Origin of the sequence: Anoxybacillus eryuanensis (assembly GCF_051200995.1) — a bacterium.
Classification (GTDB): domain Bacteria; phylum Bacillota; class Bacilli; order Bacillales; family Anoxybacillaceae; genus Anoxybacillus; species Anoxybacillus tengchongensis.
This window is the reverse complement of record NZ_JBPODS010000001.1, coordinates 439000-458586: the sequence shown is the minus strand read 5'-3', so window position 1 is coordinate 458586 and position 19587 is coordinate 439000. Positions and strand designations below refer to the sequence as shown.

Genomic DNA, 19587 nt, shown 5'->3' with positions numbered 1-19587 from the left:
AACTTTTTTGGGGGTCATACGCACGAAAACAGAGGGGTTACGATAAAAAACAAGGGGGAGAGAGCATGTTTGAAGAACGTGTGAAACAATTAGAAGAAAGTTGGCAGTTGGATGAACGGTGGAAAGGGATTACGCGCCCGTATAGCGCGGAAGATGTTATTAAGTTGCGCGGTTCTCTCGATATTGAATATACGCTAGCACGTCGTGGGGCGGAAAAACTTTGGCATTTATTAAATACGGAAGATTACGTCCATGCGCTTGGGGCGTTAACAGGAAACCAAGCGGTACAACAAGCAAAAGCAGGTTTAAAAGCGATTTATTTAAGCGGTTGGCAAGTGGCAGCGGATGCGAACTTAGCGGGTCATATGTATCCAGACCAAAGCTTATATCCAGCAAACAGCGTGCCGCACGTTGTCAAGCGTATTAACCAAGCGCTTCAACGCGCCGATCAAATTCAATATGTCGAAGGGAAAGAAGACATCGACTATTTCTTGCCGATTGTCGCTGATGCGGAAGCAGGATTTGGCGGTCAATTAAACGTATTCGAACTAATGAAAGCGATGATTGAAGCAGGAGCAGCAGGCGTCCACTTTGAAGATCAATTGTCTTCTGAGAAAAAGTGCGGTCATTTAGGTGGAAAAGTGTTGCTTCCAACGCAAACAGCGATTCGTAACTTAATTGCGGCGCGACTTGCGGCAGACGTTATGGGCGTGCCGACCGTATTAATTGCGCGCACAGATGCAAATGCAGCGGATTTAATTACAAGCGACATCGACCCGCGCGATCAAGAGTTTATTACAGGTGAGCGTACGCCAGAAGGCTTTTTCCGTACGCGTGCGGGCTTAGACCAAGCAATTGCTCGCGGATTAGCATATGCACCGTATGCAGATTTAATTTGGTGCGAAACGAGCGAACCGAACTTAGAAGAAGCGCGTCGTTTTGCGGAAGCGATTCATGAAAAATTCCCGGGCAAATTGCTTGCGTACAACTGCTCGCCTTCATTTAACTGGAAGAAAAAATTGGATGACGAAACGATCGCAAACTTCCAAGTGGAGCTTGGAAAAATGGGTTACAAGTTCCAATTCGTTACATTGGCAGGATTCCACGCGCTCAACTACAGCATGTTTATGTTAGCGCATGGCTATCGCGATCGCGGCATGGCGGCTTACTCTGAATTGCAACAAGCGGAGTTTGAGGCAGAAAAATATGGCTACACAGCCACACGCCATCAACGTGAAGTCGGAACAGGTTACTTTGACGAAGTATCGCTTGTCATCACAGGCGGTCAAGCTTCAACTGTGGCGTTAAAAGGTTCAACAGAAGAAGAACAATTTACGGGTGCATAAAATCACATCCCCTCGAAAAAACGAGGGGATTTTTTATGAAAATTTTGTATATTCATGGTATAATATTGTCGAAGTGTGTATATAAGGGAGGGAGCTGTATGCTCATCGTTGAGCATCTACATTTGACGCGCTATACGATGGGACTTTTTCCGTTTTCTCGTGATAAACAAATATGGACGAAAGCGTTAGAGGAAGATGGAGAAATCATCGTGAAAAAAAGTCCGATGGAAATTATTGAACAAAGTTGTTTGTATTATGGCGCAAGTTTAAGAGGAAGGAAAGATGGAGCGAGACATATTATTGGTACTTCCCATAAAGCACCGATTGCAGTCGAACCAACGAACGAAATTTTCTTTTTTCCAACAATCTCCCCAATGAATCCTCAATGTGTATGGCTATCTCATTTGCATATTCGTCATCATGAACATGTTCAAGGTGGGAAAACGCGCATTACGTTTTCAAATGGCATGAGCGTAGAGCTATGTATTTCGCATCATTCATTCGTGAATCAGCTACATCGTACGGCTCAGTTGCGAACAAAAATGAACGAACGAATTGAAGCACGCGAAAGGAAAATGATGTATTTATTATACTTACGGGAAAAGGAATGGTCGTAGTAGTTTTCTCTTTTCCTCTAAACTTGTACAATATAAGCATGAGCACGTGGCAAAGGGGTTACAGTATGAGTTTAGAGGAATTAAAACAATGGTTTACAATAAAACATATGCTTGATATGTTAGCGGAATATCGTTCGTTTGGCGTTATTCCTGGCGTATTGCTGCCAATGGCTGAGGCATTTTTACCGTTTTTACCACTTTTCGTTTTTGTTATGGCAAATGCTGCGGCATTTGGTCTTTGGAAAGGATTTCTCATTTCATGGATTGGAACGAGTGTGGGTTCGCTTCTCGTTTTTTTCCTTGTTCGAAAAATCGGGAGGCAGCGCTTTTTCTCCTTTTTACATCGCCACTCGACGATTCGCCGCATGATGCATTGGGTGGAGCGACGCGGCTTTGGCCCGCTCTTTTTACTCCTTTGTTTTCCGTTTACACCATCTGCGGCGGTCAATGTTGTTGCTGGGCTATCGGGCATTGCGATGCAACAATATATGCTTGCCGTTTTGCTTGGAAAAATGGTGATGGTGTTTATGATTAGTTTTATCGGTTATGATGTGGTGGCGCTTATTCGCCAACCAGTGCGTACGGTGTTTGTGGCAGTCGCTATTTTTCTTCTTTGGTACATTGGGAAAAAAGTTGAGCAACGTTTCGCATTGCATGACGGAAAATAAGAAAGGATGAACGAATATGTCTGTACGCTTCATCATCGGGCGTTCTGGAAGCGGAAAAACGACGATGTGTTTAAAAGAAATGATCGAACAACTTGCGCATGAACCGGTTGGAAGCCCGCTCATTTATCTTGTTCCTGAACAAATGACGTTTCAATCGGAATATGCTCTCATGAACGCAAATATAAAAGGAATGATTCGCGCACAAGTGTTTAGTTTCACACGTCTTGCTTGGCGCGTCTTGCAAGAGACAGGCGGCATGAGCCGCTATCATTTAACGCAAACAGGCGTACATATGTTGCTAAGGAAAATTGTTGAACAGCAAAAAGAACAGTTAAAACTGTTTCGAAAAGCGGCGGATAAACGCGGCTTTATTGAACAACTTGAGCAAATGTTGACGGAATATAAACGATATTGTGTCACGCCAGCAACGTTAAAACAAACGGAAAAAGAGCTGCGTCGTCATGCGACAGCAAACGAAATGGTACTTGCCGATAAATTAAAAGATACAGCAATGATTTTCGAGCAATTTGAACAGTATATGGCGCATCATTATGTCGATTCAGAAGATTATTTGCGCTTGCTCGCTGAAAAAATTCGTCATTCTTCCTATATAAAGCGTGCCCGTATTTACATGGACGGCTTTTATGAATTTACGCCCCAAGAATATATGGTCATTGAACAACTATTTATTCATTGCCCGCATGTGACGATTGCGCTCACGTTAGACGCTCCGTATGAACAGCTGCCAAACGAGTTACACGTATTCCGCAACACGTGGCAGACGTATGCGCAACTGCGTGAAATTGCACTACAAAATGGGATAGCGATTGAAAACGTCGTGCAACTTCATGACAACGTCCGTCACAAACATGAAGAGCTTCGTCATCTTGAAGCCTATTACGATGCACGACCTGTTTGTAAGTTGGAAAAACAAACGGAAGCGATCGCTATCGGAGAAGCGACCACCCGCCGAGCAGAAATGGAAGGGATTGCGCGCGAAATCGTTCAACTTGTGCGCGATGAAGGATATCGCTATCGTGACATCGCCTTATTGATTCGTAACGTTTCAGACTATCGCGACGTGTTAAAAACGGTATTTGCAGATTATCGTATCCCTTATTTTATTGATGAAAAAGAACCGATGCTTGATCATCCGTTTATTGAATTTTTGCGCGCAAGTATGGAAGCGGTGCGGACGAACTTTCGTTATGAAGCGGTGTTTCGTGCTACAAAAACAGACTTGTTTTTCTCGCTTGATCAACCTGTTCATGAGATGCGCATGGCCATGGATCAGCTTGAAAACTATGTGCTTGCTTCCGGCATACAAGGGGATAAGTGGACGGAGCATTGGACGTATCGTAAATATAAAGGGCTAGAAGGCATACACGCCCCACAAACAGATGAAGAAAAGCGATATGAACAGCAATTAAACGAATGGCGCAAGCTTGTCATTTCGCCGTTATCGCTTTTACAAAAGCGGCTGAAGCAAGCAAAAACAGGGCGTGAGCGATGCGAGGCGCTATATGCGTATGCAGAACAGCTTCATATTCCGCAAAAATTAGAACGTTTGCGCGATGAAGCAGAAGAAAGAGGTGATTTGTCCGCTGCCCGCCATCATGAGCAAGTATGGCAAGCGTTTATTCATTTGCTTGATGAATATGTTGAAATATTAGGCGATGAATCACTTTCGCTTGAAACATTTTTTACGATTATTGAAACGGGACTTGAAAGTTTGCAGTTTTCTCTCGTCCCACCAGCGACGGACCAAGTGTTAATTGCGCATTTCGATCGTTCGCGTCTTTCGAATATTCGTTGTACATTTCTTGTAGGGGTAAACGAAGGCGTTATTCCGATGCGCAAAAATGATGATGGCATGTTGTCGGAAACAGATCGTGAATTGTTGCACCATTATTCTTTACATGTTGCTCCAGCTAGTCGCGAACGGTTACTTGACGAACCTTTTTTGCTTTATTTGGCGCTTGTTAGCCCGTCTGAACGTTTATATGTCACGTATGCGCTAGCTGATGAACAAGAAAAAACGTTATTGCCATCAATGTTTATTAAGCGGTTGATGGACATGTTCCCGTACGTGAAAAAGATGCAATGGGGAGCGGATCCGTTTGTACTTCCACTGCAACAACAGCTGTCGTATGTGACAAACGATGTCGCAACGCTCGGTCCGCTCGTGCAACAATTGGAAGCATGGAAGCGACAATATGCTATCGAACCGATATGGTGGGATGTATACAACGCATACGTGCAACATGAACAATGGAAAGAACGAATCGCGGTCGTTGGGCGTGCGTTATTTTATGAAAATCGCTCGAAACGATTAAATAAGCAGTTGGCGAAAGAGTTATATGGAAAAAAAGTGAAGGCGAGCATTTCGCGCATGGAGACGTTTAATCGTTGTCCGTTCGCTCATTTTGCCGCGCATGGATTAAAGTTAAAAGAACGAACCGTGTTTCAATTAAAGGCGCCTGATATGGGTCAGTTGTTTCATCAGGCGTTAAAAGTGATCGCTGATCGTCTGCGTCAAGAGCAACTTCCGTGGAGTCAGCTATCCAAACAGCAATGCGAGCAACTGTCATATGAGGCGGTTGAACAAATTGCACCATATATTCAACAAGAAGTGTTATTAAGTACACACCGTTATCGATATATGAAGAAAAAACTGCAAACGATTATGACGAAAGCGACGACCGTATTAAGTGAACATGCAAAAAGAAGTGGATTTGTACCGATTGGCGTCGAATTAGGATTTGGTGAAGGCGAGCCGCTTCCACCGCTTTCGTTTACGCTATCCGACGGAACCGTGTTGCAGTTTGTCGGCCGTATCGACCGCGTTGACCAAGCAACGAGCGAACAAGGTGTACTTCTTCGCATCATCGACTATAAATCAAAGCAAAAGACGCTCGATTTAACGGAAGTATATTACGGCTTAGCGCTACAAATGTTAGCATATTTAGATATTGTGCTTGAATATGCCGAGCGACTTGTTGGCACATCAGCGTTTCCAGCGGGCGTGCTATACTTTCCGATTCATAACCCAATGATGAAAGTGAATGAATGGCTTGACGAACGTGAATTGGAGAAAAAGTTTTTAGAACAGTTTAAAATGGGCGGATATGTATTGGCAGACGAAAAAACGGTTCGCTTAATGGATGAAAACATAGAACCGGGAACAAGTTCTCTCGTTATTCCTGTTCGCTTAAATAAAAATGGAACGTTTGCGCAACATTCGAAAGTGTTAACAGAGCAACAATTTACGATGCTACGGCAACATGTGCGACGCTTTATTGTCAATGTAGGTGAACAAATGATGGAAGGTGTTACACAAATTGCACCATATAAGCAAAAAGATAAAACAGCATGCCAATATTGTGAGTTTCGCGATGTATGCCAATTTGATGAAGGGGTCGATGCGGAACAATATCGCGTGCTCACACCGAAACAGATTGATGAATGGTTAAAGGGGTGATTGTGTGATTCCGCCAAAACCACAAGAAAGTCAATGGACGGATGAACAATGGCAAGCGATTTATGCGACTGGAAAGCATACGCTCGTTGCCGCAGCAGCGGGATCAGGAAAAACGGCGGTGCTTGTCGAGCGCATCATTCAAAAAATATTGCATAAAGAGCGGCCGATCGATGTCGATCGGTTACTTGTTGTGACGTTTACAAATGCTGCAGCGGCAGAAATGCGCCAACGCATCGGAGAAGCGTTAGAAAAAGCGCTTGAAAAAGAGCCACATTCGCTCCATTTACGGAGACAACTCAGTCTTTTGCAAAAAGCTTCCATTTCAACGATCCATTCGTTTTGTTTAGATGTCATTCGCAAATATTATTACGTCATCGGCATTGATCCGGTATTTCGCATTGCGGATGAAGGAGAGATGGCGCTATTAAAAGAAGAAGTGTTAGAAACGTTATTTGAGCAATATTATGCGGAAAACGACGAAGCATTTTTAGCTGTTGTCGATCGATATACGAGTGATCGGACAGATGCGGATTTACAAACGCTTATTTTGCGTCTATATGAATTTTCACGTTCGCATCCTAATCCAAACGAATGGCTGCAACAAATCGTTCATATGTACGATGTCGCAGAACACGCACGCATCGACGATTTGCCGTATGCTCACTACCTTTTTCAAGCGGTCGATTTGGCGTTTGAAGCAGCGGAACAACGATTGTTGCAAGCGCTGCAAAAAACGAAAGAGCCGGGCGGACCGGATTATTTGCATGATACGCTCGCAAGCGATCAACAAGTCATTGCAAAGCTAAAAGAAGCGCGTGATGAGTCGTGGCAAAAGCTGCATGAAGCAATGAAAAACGTATCGTTTGCGACGGCAAAAAGAAAGCCGAAAGACGGAGCGTATGATGAACAGCTTGTGGATGATGTAAAAAAATTGCGCGAACAAGTGAAAAAAGAAATAGGCAGTTTAACAGAAGAGTTGTTTTCGTTTCAACCGGCGACATACATTCGCCATTTGCGCGAAATGAAGCCGATTGTTGCAACGATCGTCCAAATCGTGCAACGGTTTGCTAAGCTATTGCAAACGAAAAAAGATGAAAAAGGCATCGTTGATTTTTCAGACTTAGAACATTACTGTTTACGCATTTTACGCGCTTCTTCTATGGAGCATGAGCTGAAGCCGTCAGAAGCCGTCCTTTATTATCGAGCACAATTTGCCGAAGTGCTCGTTGACGAATATCAAGATACAAATATGGTGCAAGAATCGATTTTACGGCTCGTATCAAATGACGATGAAGCAATGGGCAACATGTTTATGGTCGGCGACGTGAAACAGTCGATTTACGGCTTTCGTCTTGCGGAACCGTCGCTTTTTTTACAAAAATATAATCGCTTTACGAAAGACGGTGATGGTGGACTTCGCATTGATTTAGCGAAAAACTTTCGCAGCCGAAAAGAAATATTAGACGGAACGAATTTTATTTTTCGACAACTCATGACAGAAACGGTCGGCGACATGCGTTATGACGACGATGCCGCGCTTCGCTTTGGCGCACACGATTATCCGGAAAAACAAGTGCCTGTTGAATGCGTGTGGATCGATCAAGCAAAAGAAGAAAGCGGTGAAGAAGAACAAGAGGATGTAACGGCTGTTCAGCTGGAAGCGCGCTGGATTGCTAAAAAAATTAAACAATTACTTGCTGAGCCGTTTTTCGTTTACGACCGTCGTTTAAAAGGGGAACGGCGCCTCATGTATCGCGACATTGTCATTTTATGCCGCTCGATGTCATCTGCTTCAGCCATGTTAGAGGAGTTTCGCAAACAAAGCGTTCCTGTATATGCTGAGTTATCTAGCGGTTACTTTTCCGCAACAGAAGTGGCGATCATGTTGTCGCTTTTAAAAGTCATCGACAATCCGTATCAAGATATTCCGCTTGCGGCAGTGCTTCGCTCTCCAATTGTTGGCTTAAACGAAGAGGAGTTGGCGCGCATTCGCCTAGCGAAAAAAGACGGAGCTTTTTATGAGGCGTTGCTTGCTTTTGTTGATCAACCACCACATGATGAACTGCATGAAAAAATGAAACGTTGGCTTTCATATTTACTCGAATGGCGTACAGCAGCAAGACAAAAACCGCTTGCCGATTTGATTTGGCAATTGTATCGTGATACAAACTTTTACGACTACGTCGGTGGGATGCCTGGTGGAAAACAGCGGCAAGCGAATTTGCGTGCGTTATACGATCGTGCAAAACAATATGAACAAACGTCATTTCGTGGCATTTTCCGCTTTTTACGTTTTATTGAGCGACTGAAAGAACGTGAAAGTGATTTTGGTGCTGCTCGTTCGCTGACAGAACAAGAAGACGTTGTGCGCATGATGACGATTCATAAAAGTAAAGGGCTTGAATTTCCGGTCGTCTTTTTAGCTGGTGCAGCGAAATCATTTAATATGCAAGATTTACGTGGCGATTATATATTAGATAAAGATTTCGGACTAGGGATGCGCTTCGTTCATCCGACGTGGCGAGCAAGTTATCCGACGATCGCGCAATTAGCGATGAAGAAAAAAATGAAACTTCAACTGCTTGCAGAAGAAATGCGTATTTTGTATGTTGCGCTGACGCGTGCAAAAGAAAAATTGTACATCGTCTGTACGGCAAAAGATATCGAAGAGAAAAAGAAAAAATGGCAAGAAGTCGCTTATACATCCACGTGGGAACTTCCTGCGTATATCATTGAAAAGGCAAAAAGCTATGCGGATTGGATTGGCTATGCATTGGTTCGTCACCGACAAGGGATATGTTCGTCTTCAACGGTGCTTTATGATCCATCATTATGGGATATTTACATCGTGTCAGCGCAGTCGCTTGAACAAGAAGATGAGCAAGTGAATGAACATCGAGACATTGTCGAAGCGATTCAACAACTGCAACCTGTGTTAATGAAAAGCGAATATGAACAAGAAATAAAGCGCCGTCTTTTTTGGAAATACACGTATGCGGACGCCACGGTGTTACGAGCAAAACAAAGCGTATCGGAGTTAAAACGACAGCGTGACATATACGGAGGGCATGCGGAACAACCGTTTCGAAAAGAGCTTATTGAACGTCCACGCTTTTTACAAGCGAAAACGATGACGCCAGCTGAGCGAGGAACGATGATGCATCTGGTCATGCAACATGTTGATGTCACAAAAGAAGTCACCGTTGATGCGGTGCAGGAACAAATCGCGCGCATGGTAAACGGTGAATGGCTAACGGAAGAACAGGCAAAAGCTGTTGATATAGAGAGCATTGTCGCCTTTTTTAACACTCCGCTTGGTAAACGAATGCAACGTGCGTCGCGACTTGAGCGAGAAGTGCCATTTTATTTAGCGCACGAAATGGAAGGCGAGACGGTCGTCGTTCAAGGGGTTATTGATTGCGTGTTTGAAGATGAGCACGGGCTCGTTTTAATTGACTATAAAACAGATCGCGTGTCGTGGATGAACGATCCGAAAGAGGAATTAAAGCGACGATACAAGGGGCAATTGGCACTATATCGGGAAGCGATTGAAGCCATTTGGAAAAAGAAAGTAACAGAAACGTATGTATACGCTTTTGATGGCGCTCTACTTGTGCCGATGGGGGGGGATTGATGTGCGTATTTTACATACAGCTGATTGGCATTTAGGAAAAACGCTTGAAGGGCGAAGCCGTCTTCCTGAGCAAGAAGCGGTGATCGATGAAATCGTAGAAATTGTACAAAAAGAGAATATCGATGTCGTATTGCTTGCAGGGGATGCGTTTGATACAGTCAATCCGCCGGCCGATGCGGAACAGCTTTTTTACGAAGCGCTTTCGCGTTTAAGTGATTATGGCAAGCGTCATGTTGTCGTGATTGCGGGAAACCATGATCATCCGGGACGTTTAAGTGCTGCTGCTCCGATTGCCGAACAGCACGCCATTACGTTGCTAGGCTTTCCGACGGATCGTGTGCAACAAATTTATGTTCCATCAAGCGATGAAACATTAATGATCGGAGCGCTTCCATATCCGTCAGAGTCACGACTGAATGAATTGTTGGCAGAGGAGTGCGATGAAGCGTTATTGCGCGCGCGATATGATGAGCGCATTCGCGCTATTTTTGCGAAAATGAACGAATCGTTTCGCGAGGATGCGGTGAACATTGCAATGAGCCATGTATATGTTGCAGGCGGAGCCACATGCGACTCGGAGCGACCGATTGAGCTGGGAGGAGCGTATACGGTGTCGCCTGCAAGTTTCCCTACACGCGCGCAATATGTCGCGCTGGGGCATTTGCATCGTCCGCAAGATGTGAAACATGCCGCCATGCCTGCACGCTATGCTGGCTCACCGCTTGCTTACAGTTTTTCCGAAGCGGGATATAGCAAGTCTGTTACGATTATTGACGTGAAGCCGCGCTGTGCGCCGATCATTTCTGAATATTTATTGTCAAAAGGGCGTCCACTCGTCAAATGGCGGGCAACCGAAGGGCTTACGCAAGTATATCGTTGGATCGAAGAAGAGCGCGACCGCGGGGCGTGGATTGATTTAGAAATTGATGTCGAGCAATCGTTAACATTAGAAGAAACACATCGTTTGCGCAAATTGTATGACGGGTTTGTCCATATTCGCCCGAATTACTTAAAGAAAGAAGAAATCGTTCGTGAAGTGCATACCGATGCGCCAATTGAAACGTTATTTACACGATTTTATGAACGACAAACAGGCGGAGGGAAGCCGTCAGAAGAAATCGTTCAACTATTTTTACAACTCGTTGCCGAGGAGGACGAATAATGAAGCCGATTCGCTTGACGATTGCAGGGTTGCATAGTTTTCGCCAAAAGGAAACGATTGATTTTGAGAAGCTATGTGAAGGGGGGCTATTTGGCATTTTCGGTCCGACCGGAAGCGGCAAGTCGTCAATTTTAGATGCGATGACGCTCGCGTTATACGGAAATGTCGAACGTGCCTCAAATCAAACAAACGGCATTATGAATCATGCAGAAAACGAGCTATTCGTTTCGTTTACGTTTGAATTGCAAAATGCGAAAGGAGTAAAGCGATATACGGTTGAGCGCTCATTTAAGCGTGCGGATGCAGTGAGAATTCGCTCTGTTGTTAGCCGTTTCATTGAAGAAGGAGCGGAGCGCGTCGTTATCGCTGATAAAACACGGCTTGTTGATGAGCAAGTGAAACAGCTACTCGGTTTAGAAATGAAAGATTTTACAAGGGCTGTCGTTTTGCCACAAGGAAAATTTGCAGAATTTTTATCGTTAAAGGGAGCGGAACGCCGTCAAATGCTACAACGGTTGTTTCATCTCGAACGATATGGCGATGAATTAAATAAAAAGTTAAAAAATAAATTATCCGAAGCGTCAGCGAAGCTAGAAGCCATTAAAGGGGAACAAGCTGGGCTTGGCGATGCGTCCAAAGAACAAGTCGAAAAACAAAAGCAGGCGCTAGCAGAAAAAAAAGAGGAGTTAGAAAGAGCGAAAAGCGCATTGCGCGACATTCACGAACGATACGAAAAAGAAAAGCAATTATGGCAATGGCAATGTGACAAAGAACAAGTGGAACAACAACTTGACAAGTGGCGCGAACAAGAAGAACACATAAAGCAGCTTGAACAAATGTATGAGCGAAGCAAAGAAGCGGAGCGGCTCATGCCGTATATTGAACAAGTCGAACGAAGCGTAAGTGAGGTTGCACATTGGGGAAAAAAAGCAAGTGAACTAGCCGATCAATTACAGCAAGCAAGCACGATGTATGAACAAGCAAGCAAGCAATACGAACAGTTGCGTGCGAAAAAAAACGAAGAAGAACCGAAATGGCTGCAAAAACAAGAACAGCTTAAACAAGCGCTACAAACATTGGCGTTTATGCGCGCGCTTGAACAAGAGCAGGCGAAAACACGTGCGAGTTTGCTAGAGATGGAGCAAAAAGAACAACAAGCGCGCCAAATGGTTGAAACGTGTTTGAAAGAATATACGACATGGAGCACGAAACAAGCAGAGTTCAAAAAACAATGGGAAGAAAAAAAAGTAGACGTCCATATTAAAGAGCGATTAGAGCAAGCATACGAAAAAAAGAAGCATATTCAATTGCAACAACAAGCGCTTGAAGAAATAGAAAAGGAAAAAGAAGAAAAACAGAGAACGTACGAAATGATGAAGCGTACGTATGATGAAGAAATCAAAAAAATAGAACAATATGAAGCGCGTTTATTAGCAGAGTTTCATCATATCGAATCGTTATATCATCGCGTATGTGAACGAGAAAAACAAGCGATAGTGCTCGTCTACAAATGGAAGGAAGAAAAAAAGCAAATCGAAGCGGCACGACTGCACGATTTAGCTGCGACGTTAGCAGAACGTTTGCACGACGGTGATCCTTGTCCTGTGTGTGGTTCAACACATCATCCAAATCGGGCAAAAAGACAACAAGTTATACTTGATGAACAAGTAATCGAACAAATCGACCGCTCCATTCAAATGGGGGAACAACTCATTGCGGCTATGCAACAAGTAAAAATGCAAGTTGAGCAACTAGCTGAACTGATGGCGCGTCAGTCGCTGCCACAACGTGTCGATGTCGAAAAAGTGAAACGTGAAGTTGAAGACACGCCTCTTTCCACTTTCAAAGAGGCCGAAGTCGAATTAAAGGCGTTGCAACAAGATTATATCGCATGTCGCGATCGGATATATCGCCATATGGAGCGATGGAACGAACAAAAGCAAAAAAAACAGCAATATGCGTATCAAATCGAAACGTTGCGCCAACAAATCGCTCAATTGGAGGAAAAATGTACCGAGCGACATGCGCGCATCGAACAAGAAAAAAAAGTGTGGCATGAGACGTATCCAGATGTATCGTTTGAACAAGTCGATGCGCTAGTTAGCGATCTTCGTCAACGGGAAGGAGAAGCGCAACAGTTGCAACAGCGCATTGAAAAAAGCGTGCCGATACTAGATGATAAACGAGCTGAATTGGAGCGATGGAAAGAAACGTATCAAACAGTCATGAAACAAAAAGCAGAACGTATGACGGAATGGAATATGCAACAACAACAATACGAACAATATAGACGAACGCTACCTGAAGGAATGGATGAGGAGTCCGGAAAACAACAGCTCATTCACCTCGAACAAGCGCTTCAGCGTGTAAAACGAGAAGAAGAAGAGGCGTATGCACGATGGACATCATTGCAACAACAATTACAAATGTTGCAATCGGAAAAACAAGCCGCAGACGTCGCTTTACAAGAAGGAGAAAAACGAAAAAAAGAAGCAGAACAAGTTTTAGCTGAGCAGTTGCAAAAAAGTCCGTGGAAGACAGTCGATGACGTGCGGGCTTCTCGTTTAGAAGAACAAATCAAACAACAAATGGCTCACGACATACAGCAATATAAGCAAGTGTTGTTGAAGCTAGAAAACGAATGGCAGCGTTTAAACGAAGCGATGAACGGCATGACGATAACGAAACAGCAATGGGAAGAAACGATGCGTGAGTATGAAGAAGTGAAGCAACGAGTCGATGAGCATATGAGACAACTTGGCTCACTTGAAGCGATCGTCGCTGACTTGGAAGCGAAACATGTGCGCTTTGAACAATTGCAACGCGAACGAGTGCAATTAGAGAAAATGGTCAATCAATATGAAGAGCTACAAAAAGTATTACGCGGCAACAGTTTTGTTGAATTTATTGCCGAGGAACAGCTCGTTCACGTGACGCGCTACGCATCGGAACGGCTTGGAGAATTAACGAGACAACGATATGCAATTGAATTAGATTCGGAAGGCGGTTTTGTCATTCGTGATGATGCAAACGGTGGTGTGCGTCGTCCGGTAACGACGTTATCTGGTGGAGAAACGTTTTTAACGTCTTTGTCGTTAGCGTTGGCACTATCAGCGCAAATTCAGTTGCGCGGAGAATATCCGCTTCAATTTTTCTTTTTAGATGAAGGATTCGGCACGCTCGATCAAGAGTTGTTAGATGTCGTGATGACCGCATTAGAACGATTGCGTGCAGATAATATGGCGATTGGGGTCATTAGTCACGTGCAAGAATTGCATGCGCGCATGCCGAAACGGTTGATTGTCAAGCCAGCAGAACCGTCTGGAAAAGGAACAACGGTCCAACTTGAAGTGATGTAAAGGAGAATTACAATGAAAGGGATGTGTGAGCTTTGCGGAAGAGAAGATGTCGTATTAACTGATCATCATCTAACACCAAAAGAGTACGGTGGCACAGAAACAGCAAAGTTATGCATCCCGTGCCATAAACAAATTCACGCTATATATACGAATGAAGAGTTAGCGAGTCGGCTCTATACGATTGAACGGCTACAACATGATGAGCAAATTGCGTCATTTGTTCGCTGGATTCGCAAACAACCAGCTGAACGCATACCAAAAATAAAAAAAGCGAAACGGCAAAAGCGTTAAGCATTGCCGGCAACGTTTTGATCGAATACGTCAGAATCAAGCGTGTTCGTTAAGCTAATGCCGTTGTTAGCGATAATAAAATTTCCCGTATTAAATGCACCAGCACCAGCAAATGTTTTCGATGATATTTTCGGTGATACATACAACGTATCACCGACTTGCATGACGGCGCCGCTAGCGACAAGATTAATTTTAATCGGACCGACGAGAGCTGGCATGTTCTTTTCTCCTTTCGGTGAGTTGCCGAATATGTTTTACTCGTGATTCGGCTTCTACTGTTTTTGTTGAACCGATATGCACGACAGATGTAGAAGAAATTCCGATGACGCGAACGGAATGAACGGCGATGAGCGGACAATTGTGCAACGTATGGCGACAAAGCGGTTCCGCATCGATTGGTGGAGTGGGAATCGGTTTTATAAAGATAGGAAATAAAAGAGGAAATTCCCGACTATCCACATATTCGAGCTGTCGCTGAACAGCAAGCGCTCGTGCAGAAAGGCGAATTTCTTGGCTATCTCCAATTTGCACAACAGAACTAAAGACAACAGCGTTTGCTCGTAGAAAGTGGACGATGGAAAGGCGGCTCATCGCTTTTCCTCATTTTTTTTATTGTTTTGTTTTTCTGGAAACGGACCGATAATTAACGATTCGGGTGGAGTATCAAATGCAGAAGCTAGTTGAATCGTTTCGCTATCGCCAATTAATACGAGCGAGGCGCTTGCTACGCCGCCGATGGCGATATGACCGACAGATAGATGATGATTCACAACTGTCATATTCATTCGTTCGTCTCCTCTCGTGGTAAATGTTTTAAAAATGTGTCAATTGAATGTTCAATATCTCTTTTTAAATAAGAAATGATCGTTTGTTGTAATGCATCGTTTTCATGTTCATGCTCTCCGTATTGGCGTAAATAAAAATGAATGCGATCATCAATTTGCCGCGCAATATCTTGTAATATAAATTGGCGATATGCTGAATCGAGTGAACGTCCATATGTTTGTTCGGTGCGTGCGATGATGTTTTCGCCTTCTTGTTGTAAATATTCGTGAACAGCAGTTTGAATGTCGCGAAAAATCGGTACTGGTTGCGGAATAATTGTCTGGCTTTGGGGAACAGCAAAATTTTCAATCGTATCTTCTCCGAACGTTGCAGGATTTAAACCGATATTTAACGTTCCTTCTAACGTCTCGACTTTTAACTGGTCAAAATGATATTCGATTTTTTCAATTGTTGTGTGCGGCTTTTTTTTTAGCTGTTCATATTGTTGTTGTAAATCGTTTATCGCTTGTTCAAGCAATTGCATTTTTTGTTGCTGCCATTTTAAATACGTTTCGAGTTGTTTAAAGTAATCGTGCCACATGTTATGACGCCTCCTTCTTTGCCGACCCTTTTACTTTCTAATGTATGGCCGAGCAGAAAGAAGTAGCACTGTTTTATACAGGGGATTGAAGTGGAACGAACGGTCCTTCTCCTCCTTGAATATTAATTTTTGCTTCCGGAGCAGGTTGTGTAAATTGCCCCGTATTGCTTAATGTGGCGAGCGGTTGTACTTTTCCGGTTGTTCCGATTTGAAGAACGGATGAGTTCGTGAGCGAGCCGATTTTTAATTGATGAATCGAAATCGTTTGTTGAATGTAAAAGTTCATCTTCCCACCTCACTAGGCGTTTCCAGTAATATTGCTATCGGCAATATCACGGTCGTTCGTATTCGTGTTACTATATTGGTTGTAAATATGCAAACCGTCCCCTGTATTAAATGAACCAGCGCCAGCAAACGTTTTAGCAACGCTATACGGAGAGATAGCAAATACATCGCCGATATGAAACACACCGCCACTTCCGATGCTGTTAATTTGTACCGCTCCAACAATGGCTGGCATCGGCTATCCCTTGCTTTTTACGTTGCCATCGGCGATGTCTGGATCGATTGTATTTGTGAAGCTAATGAACGTATTTGTTTGTAAAAAGTCCCCTGTATTTCCTCCGCCAGCACCTGCAAGCGATTTCGATGAACTTTTTGGTGCAATTTGCAACGTATCGCCGAAATTGACGGTCGCATCGCTACTGACGTTCGTAATTTTAATTGGACCTGCAATATAAGAAGGCATGGCCATCGTCCTCTCTCTCATTCTTTCCCTTACCCGATTATATGAAAACAATGAAAGAAATGTGCTCCATAAAAAGAAAGATGTGCTATAATATTTCTGAAAAATGATAATTTTTAGACATAAAAATAAGGGGGATTGGGGATGAACGTTCCATTAGTATTAACTCATTTTTTAGATCGCGCCGTATCGCTTTATGGTGATAAAGTTGGCGTCATTAGTGAGGGAAAATCGCTCACCTATCGCGAGCTCAATGAGCGCGTCAATCAATTGTCGCACGGGTTACGCGATTTAGGGGTGAAAAAAGGTGATCGTGTCGCTTATTTAGCGCCAAATACGTTAGAAATGCTCGAAGGATTTTACGGCGTATTTCAAACAGGAGCGATCATGGTGCCGCTCAATATTCGCCTAAAACCAGATGATTATGTATTTATTTTAAACCATAGCGAAAGTAAAGTGTTGTTCGTTGATTATGAGTTGTATCATTTAATTGCGCCAGTCAAAAACGAGTTGCAAACAGTTGAGCATATCATCGTGCACGGCAAAACGGACGACATTTATGAAATCGCTTACGATACATGGCTTGCTCAATATACAAAAGAGCCGTTTGAGCGCCCGGATATCGATGAAAACGACGTATGTAGTTTGCTATATACGAGCGGAACGACAGGAAACCCAAAAGGGGTGATGCTCACACATCGCAACAACTATTTGCATGCGTTAAGTACGATGCACCATTTGCGTGTTTCAGACCGCGATGTGTATTTGCACATTTTGCCGATGTTCCACGTAAACGGATGGGGAGCACCATTTTACTATACAGCAAACGGAGCGACGCACGTTTGCTTGCGTAAGGCCGTTCCTGAAGTCATTTTCGAATACGTCAATAAATATAAAGTGACCGTCATGCATATGGCGCCAACGGTGTTAAATACGCTGTTGCAATATTATGAGCAACATGTGCCGACGATCGAACACGATGTGCGTGTCGTTATTGCAGGTTCTGCTCCCCCACCAGCATTTGTGACGCGCGTGGAAAAAGAATTAGGTTGGGAGTTTATTCAAGTGTACGGCATGACGGAATCATCACCGTTAAGCACGGTGTCGACGATTCGCGCGCATCTCGACCATTTGCCATTAAGTGAACAATATCGCATGAAAGCGAAAGCGGGTTATGCGATGATTGGCTGTGAAGTAAAAGTCGTCAATGAGCAAGGGGAAGAGGTGCCTCGCGACGGAAAGTCGATCGGGGAAGTCATTGTGCGCAGCAACGGTGTGATGGCAGGCTATTGGAAAAATCCAGAGGCAACGATGGAGACGATTCGCAACGGTTGGCTGCATACAGGAGATATGGCGACGATTGATGCATACGGAAACATCGACATCGTCGATCGGAAAAAAGATATTATTATTAGCGGTGGGGAAAACATTTCATCGATTGAAGTCGAAGGGGTGTTGTACGAGCACCCAGCTGTGCTCGAAGCAGCTGTCATCGCCGTTCCGCATGAAAAATGGGGCGAAACGCCGCATGCGTTTGTCGTTGTCCGTCCTGGAAAAGAAGTGACCGAACAAGAACTCATCGCTTTCTCACGTGAAAAACTTGCTCATTTTAAAGCGATTACCGGTGTGACATTCGTTCAAGAATTGCCAAAAACCGCATCAGGAAAAATTCAAAAAGTACATTTACGCAACGAATATTGGCAATCAATAGGGAAGACAGGAAGATATGTGAATTAATAGGGAGGAGCCGTTGTCGATTGACAGACGGCTCTTTTTTCTTTACGCTGAAATGGAAAAGGAGGGAAAAGATGCGTATTTCAATCATTGATGCGGTGCGTGGGGTGGCGTTGCTTGGCATTTTGCTTGTGAACGTTCTTGATTTTTCGCTTCCTACGATGTATGTCGATGCTACGGTGTTTGCGAAAGATGGGGTGGATCGTTTCCTGCTTGCATTTGTAGATATATTTGCGCAAGCGAGCTTTTATCCGCTTTTTTCGTTGTTGTTCGGCTGGGGAGCATGGATCATGCTTGATAAGGGGGGCGAGCAGTTTCGGGTGACTTTTTTGCGCCGATTGCTAGCGTTGTTGTTATTTGGTATGATTCATGCGTTTTTTATTTGGCATGGTGATATTTTAATCGGGTATGCGATCGTTGGTTTGCTTCTTTTTCCGTTTTTTCAAGCGAGCGCAAAAACGTTGCGCAACTGGGCGCTTTCGCTTTGGAGCAGTTGGGCTTTCGGTTCCACCGTACTCATGTGGCTCATGTGGAAAATGAGCGGTGATGTCGATTTTTCCCAACCGACGTTGGCGCAACAAGCGATCGCAAATTATCAACAAGGCACGTGGGAACAAATTTTTGTGCAACGGCTAGATGACTGGTTGTACGTCAATTCATTGACACAAGCATTTATTTTTATGTTAACGATTTTACCATTTTTTTTATTTGGTGCATATATCGCAAAAGAAAAGTGGTTTCATGATGTCAATCGACATCGCGCAACGATCCGAAAATGGTGCATCGGCTCGTTTATTATTGGCATGGTTTTCAAGTGGCTTCCGTATGTCGAAAAAAATATCGTAACCGAGTATGCCCAAGATATGATCGGAGGTCCTGCGCTCGCCCTGTTTTATTTGACCGCGTTTTCGTTTGTGACAGAGAAAGTGATTCGTTTTTTGGCGCCTGTCGGCAAAATGGCGTTCACAAACTATTTGATGCAATCCGTCGTTTGCACGACCATTTTTTATTCATATGGCTTCGGATTGTATGGAAAAGTAACACCAAAACAAGCGCTCGCTGTCGCACTCGTTGTATATGTCATACAAATATGTTGGAGCCATTGGTGGCTCAAAAAACATGACATCGGACCGTTGGAACGCGTATGGCGATGGATGACGTACGGAAAAAAGAAAACGACATGA

17 protein-coding genes are annotated in these 19587 nt (G+C 43.9%); 10 read left to right on the top strand and 7 right to left on the bottom strand.

Annotated elements, in window-relative coordinates:
• The first annotated feature begins 65 nt into the window (after positions 1 to 65).
• The 8 genes from aceA to hlpB all read left to right on the top strand — a co-directional run bounded on the left by aceA (position 66) and on the right by hlpB (position 14558).
• Positions 66 to 1346, top strand: coding sequence for an isocitrate lyase (aceA, locus tag HNQ84_RS02375; protein ID WP_055440472.1), 1281 nt, complete (start codon positions 66 to 68; stop codon positions 1344 to 1346).
• Positions 1347 to 1444: 98 nt separating this feature from the next.
• Positions 1445 to 1963 (top strand): competence protein ComK, encoded by a 519-nt coding sequence (locus tag HNQ84_RS02370; RefSeq protein ID WP_082180297.1) that lies wholly within the window; start codon positions 1445 to 1447, stop codon positions 1961 to 1963.
• Positions 1964 to 2028: 65 nt separating this feature from the next.
• On the top strand, positions 2029 to 2631 hold the full coding sequence (locus HNQ84_RS02365; RefSeq protein WP_435621008.1) for a TVP38/TMEM64 family protein: 603 nt from the start codon (positions 2029 to 2031) through the stop codon (positions 2629 to 2631).
• A 16-nt stretch (positions 2632 to 2647) separates the two neighbouring features.
• Positions 2648 to 6112, top strand: coding sequence for a helicase-exonuclease AddAB subunit AddB (addB, locus tag HNQ84_RS02360; RefSeq protein WP_435621007.1), 3465 nt, complete (start codon positions 2648 to 2650; stop codon positions 6110 to 6112).
• A gap of 4 nt (positions 6113 to 6116) precedes the next feature.
• Positions 6117 to 9746, top strand: coding sequence for a helicase-exonuclease AddAB subunit AddA (gene addA, locus HNQ84_RS02355; RefSeq protein ID WP_435621006.1), 3630 nt, complete (start codon positions 6117 to 6119; stop codon positions 9744 to 9746).
• A 1-nt stretch (position 9747) separates the two neighbouring features.
• Complete coding sequence (locus HNQ84_RS02350; protein WP_435621005.1) at positions 9748 to 10908, top strand: exonuclease SbcCD subunit D; 1161 nt, start codon at positions 9748 to 9750, stop codon at positions 10906 to 10908.
• On the top strand, positions 10908 to 14267 hold the full coding sequence (locus HNQ84_RS02345) for an AAA family ATPase (RefSeq protein ID WP_435621004.1): 3360 nt from the start codon (positions 10908 to 10910) through the stop codon (positions 14265 to 14267). The genes HNQ84_RS02350 and HNQ84_RS02345 overlap by 1 nt, the downstream gene beginning before the upstream one ends.
• A 12-nt stretch (positions 14268 to 14279) precedes the next feature.
• Positions 14280 to 14558, top strand: a complete 279-nt coding sequence (gene hlpB / locus HNQ84_RS02340; RefSeq protein ID WP_183240574.1) for an HNH nuclease-like protein HlpB — start codon at positions 14280 to 14282, stop codon at positions 14556 to 14558.
• On the opposite strand, the gene HNQ84_RS02335 is transcribed toward hlpB, so the two are convergent.
• From HNQ84_RS02335 to HNQ84_RS02305, 7 genes are all read right to left on the bottom strand, one after another.
• Entirely contained in the window at positions 14555 to 14776 is a 222-nt protein-coding gene (locus HNQ84_RS02335; RefSeq protein WP_032100839.1) for a spore germination protein, read from the bottom strand. The two genes, hlpB and HNQ84_RS02335, sit on opposite strands and share 4 nt — an antisense overlap.
• Positions 14751 to 15149, bottom strand: a complete 399-nt coding sequence (locus tag HNQ84_RS02330; protein ID WP_183240572.1) for a spore germination protein GerPE — start codon at positions 15147 to 15149, stop codon at positions 14751 to 14753. Before HNQ84_RS02330 ends, HNQ84_RS02335 begins: the two co-directional genes overlap by 26 nt.
• On the bottom strand, positions 15146 to 15343 hold the full coding sequence (locus tag HNQ84_RS02325; RefSeq protein WP_055440481.1) for a spore germination protein GerPD: 198 nt from the start codon (positions 15341 to 15343) through the stop codon (positions 15146 to 15148). The genes HNQ84_RS02330 and HNQ84_RS02325 overlap by 4 nt, the downstream gene beginning before the upstream one ends.
• Positions 15340 to 15924 (bottom strand): spore germination protein GerPC, encoded by a 585-nt coding sequence (locus HNQ84_RS02320; protein WP_435621003.1) that lies wholly within the window; start codon positions 15922 to 15924, stop codon positions 15340 to 15342. The genes HNQ84_RS02325 and HNQ84_RS02320 overlap by 4 nt, the downstream gene beginning before the upstream one ends.
• Before the next feature lie 73 nt (positions 15925 to 15997).
• Complete coding sequence (locus HNQ84_RS02315) at positions 15998 to 16210, bottom strand: spore germination protein GerPB (RefSeq protein WP_091703029.1); 213 nt, start codon at positions 16208 to 16210, stop codon at positions 15998 to 16000.
• Positions 16211 to 16222: 12 nt separating this feature from the next.
• On the bottom strand, positions 16223 to 16444 hold the full coding sequence (locus HNQ84_RS02310; protein WP_009361957.1) for a spore germination protein: 222 nt from the start codon (positions 16442 to 16444) through the stop codon (positions 16223 to 16225).
• 3 nt (positions 16445 to 16447) lie between these two features.
• Positions 16448 to 16672, bottom strand: coding sequence for a spore germination protein (locus HNQ84_RS02305; RefSeq protein WP_009361956.1), 225 nt, complete (start codon positions 16670 to 16672; stop codon positions 16448 to 16450).
• A gap of 141 nt (positions 16673 to 16813) precedes the next feature.
• Between HNQ84_RS02305 and HNQ84_RS02300 the strand changes: the two genes are divergently transcribed.
• A complete protein-coding gene (locus HNQ84_RS02300) occupies positions 16814 to 18406 on the top strand; it encodes a long-chain-fatty-acid--CoA ligase (protein ID WP_435621002.1) in 1593 nt (530 codons plus the stop codon).
• 71 nt (positions 18407 to 18477) lie between these two features.
• A complete protein-coding gene (locus HNQ84_RS02295; RefSeq protein ID WP_435621001.1) occupies positions 18478 to 19587 on the top strand; it encodes a DUF418 domain-containing protein in 1110 nt (369 codons plus the stop codon).

Excerpts from the sequence above, each read along its gene's own strand:
- aceA (WP_055440472.1), top strand. The coding sequence starts at position 66 with ATGTTTGAAGAACGTGTGAAACAATTAGAAGAAAGTTGGCAGTTGGAT.
- HNQ84_RS02370 (WP_082180297.1), top strand. The coding sequence starts at position 1,445 with ATGCTCATCGTTGAGCATCTACATTTGACGCGCTATACGATGGGACTT.
- HNQ84_RS02365 (WP_435621008.1), top strand. The coding sequence starts at position 2,029 with ATGAGTTTAGAGGAATTAAAACAATGGTTTACAATAAAACATATGCTT.
- addB (WP_435621007.1), top strand. The coding sequence starts at position 2,648 with ATGTCTGTACGCTTCATCATCGGGCGTTCTGGAAGCGGAAAAACGACG.
- HNQ84_RS02345 (WP_435621004.1), top strand. The coding sequence starts at position 10,908 with ATGAAGCCGATTCGCTTGACGATTGCAGGGTTGCATAGTTTTCGCCAA.
- hlpB (WP_183240574.1), top strand. The coding sequence starts at position 14,280 with ATGAAAGGGATGTGTGAGCTTTGCGGAAGAGAAGATGTCGTATTAACT.
- HNQ84_RS02335 (WP_032100839.1), bottom strand. The coding sequence starts at position 14,776 with ATGCCAGCTCTCGTCGGTCCGATTAAAATTAATCTTGTCGCTAGCGGC.
- HNQ84_RS02330 (WP_183240572.1), bottom strand. The coding sequence starts at position 15,149 with ATGAGCCGCCTTTCCATCGTCCACTTTCTACGAGCAAACGCTGTTGTC.
- HNQ84_RS02325 (WP_055440481.1), bottom strand. The coding sequence starts at position 15,343 with ATGAATATGACAGTTGTGAATCATCATCTATCTGTCGGTCATATCGCC.
- HNQ84_RS02320 (WP_435621003.1), bottom strand. The coding sequence starts at position 15,924 with ATGTGGCACGATTACTTTAAACAACTCGAAACGTATTTAAAATGGCAG.
- HNQ84_RS02315 (WP_091703029.1), bottom strand. The coding sequence starts at position 16,210 with ATGAACTTTTACATTCAACAAACGATTTCGATTCATCAATTAAAAATC.
- HNQ84_RS02310 (WP_009361957.1), bottom strand. The coding sequence starts at position 16,444 with ATGCCAGCCATTGTTGGAGCGGTACAAATTAACAGCATCGGAAGTGGC.
- HNQ84_RS02305 (WP_009361956.1), bottom strand. The coding sequence starts at position 16,672 with ATGCCTTCTTATATTGCAGGTCCAATTAAAATTACGAACGTCAGTAGC.
- HNQ84_RS02300 (WP_435621002.1), top strand. The coding sequence starts at position 16,814 with ATGAACGTTCCATTAGTATTAACTCATTTTTTAGATCGCGCCGTATCG.
- HNQ84_RS02295 (WP_435621001.1), top strand. The coding sequence starts at position 18,478 with ATGCGTATTTCAATCATTGATGCGGTGCGTGGGGTGGCGTTGCTTGGC.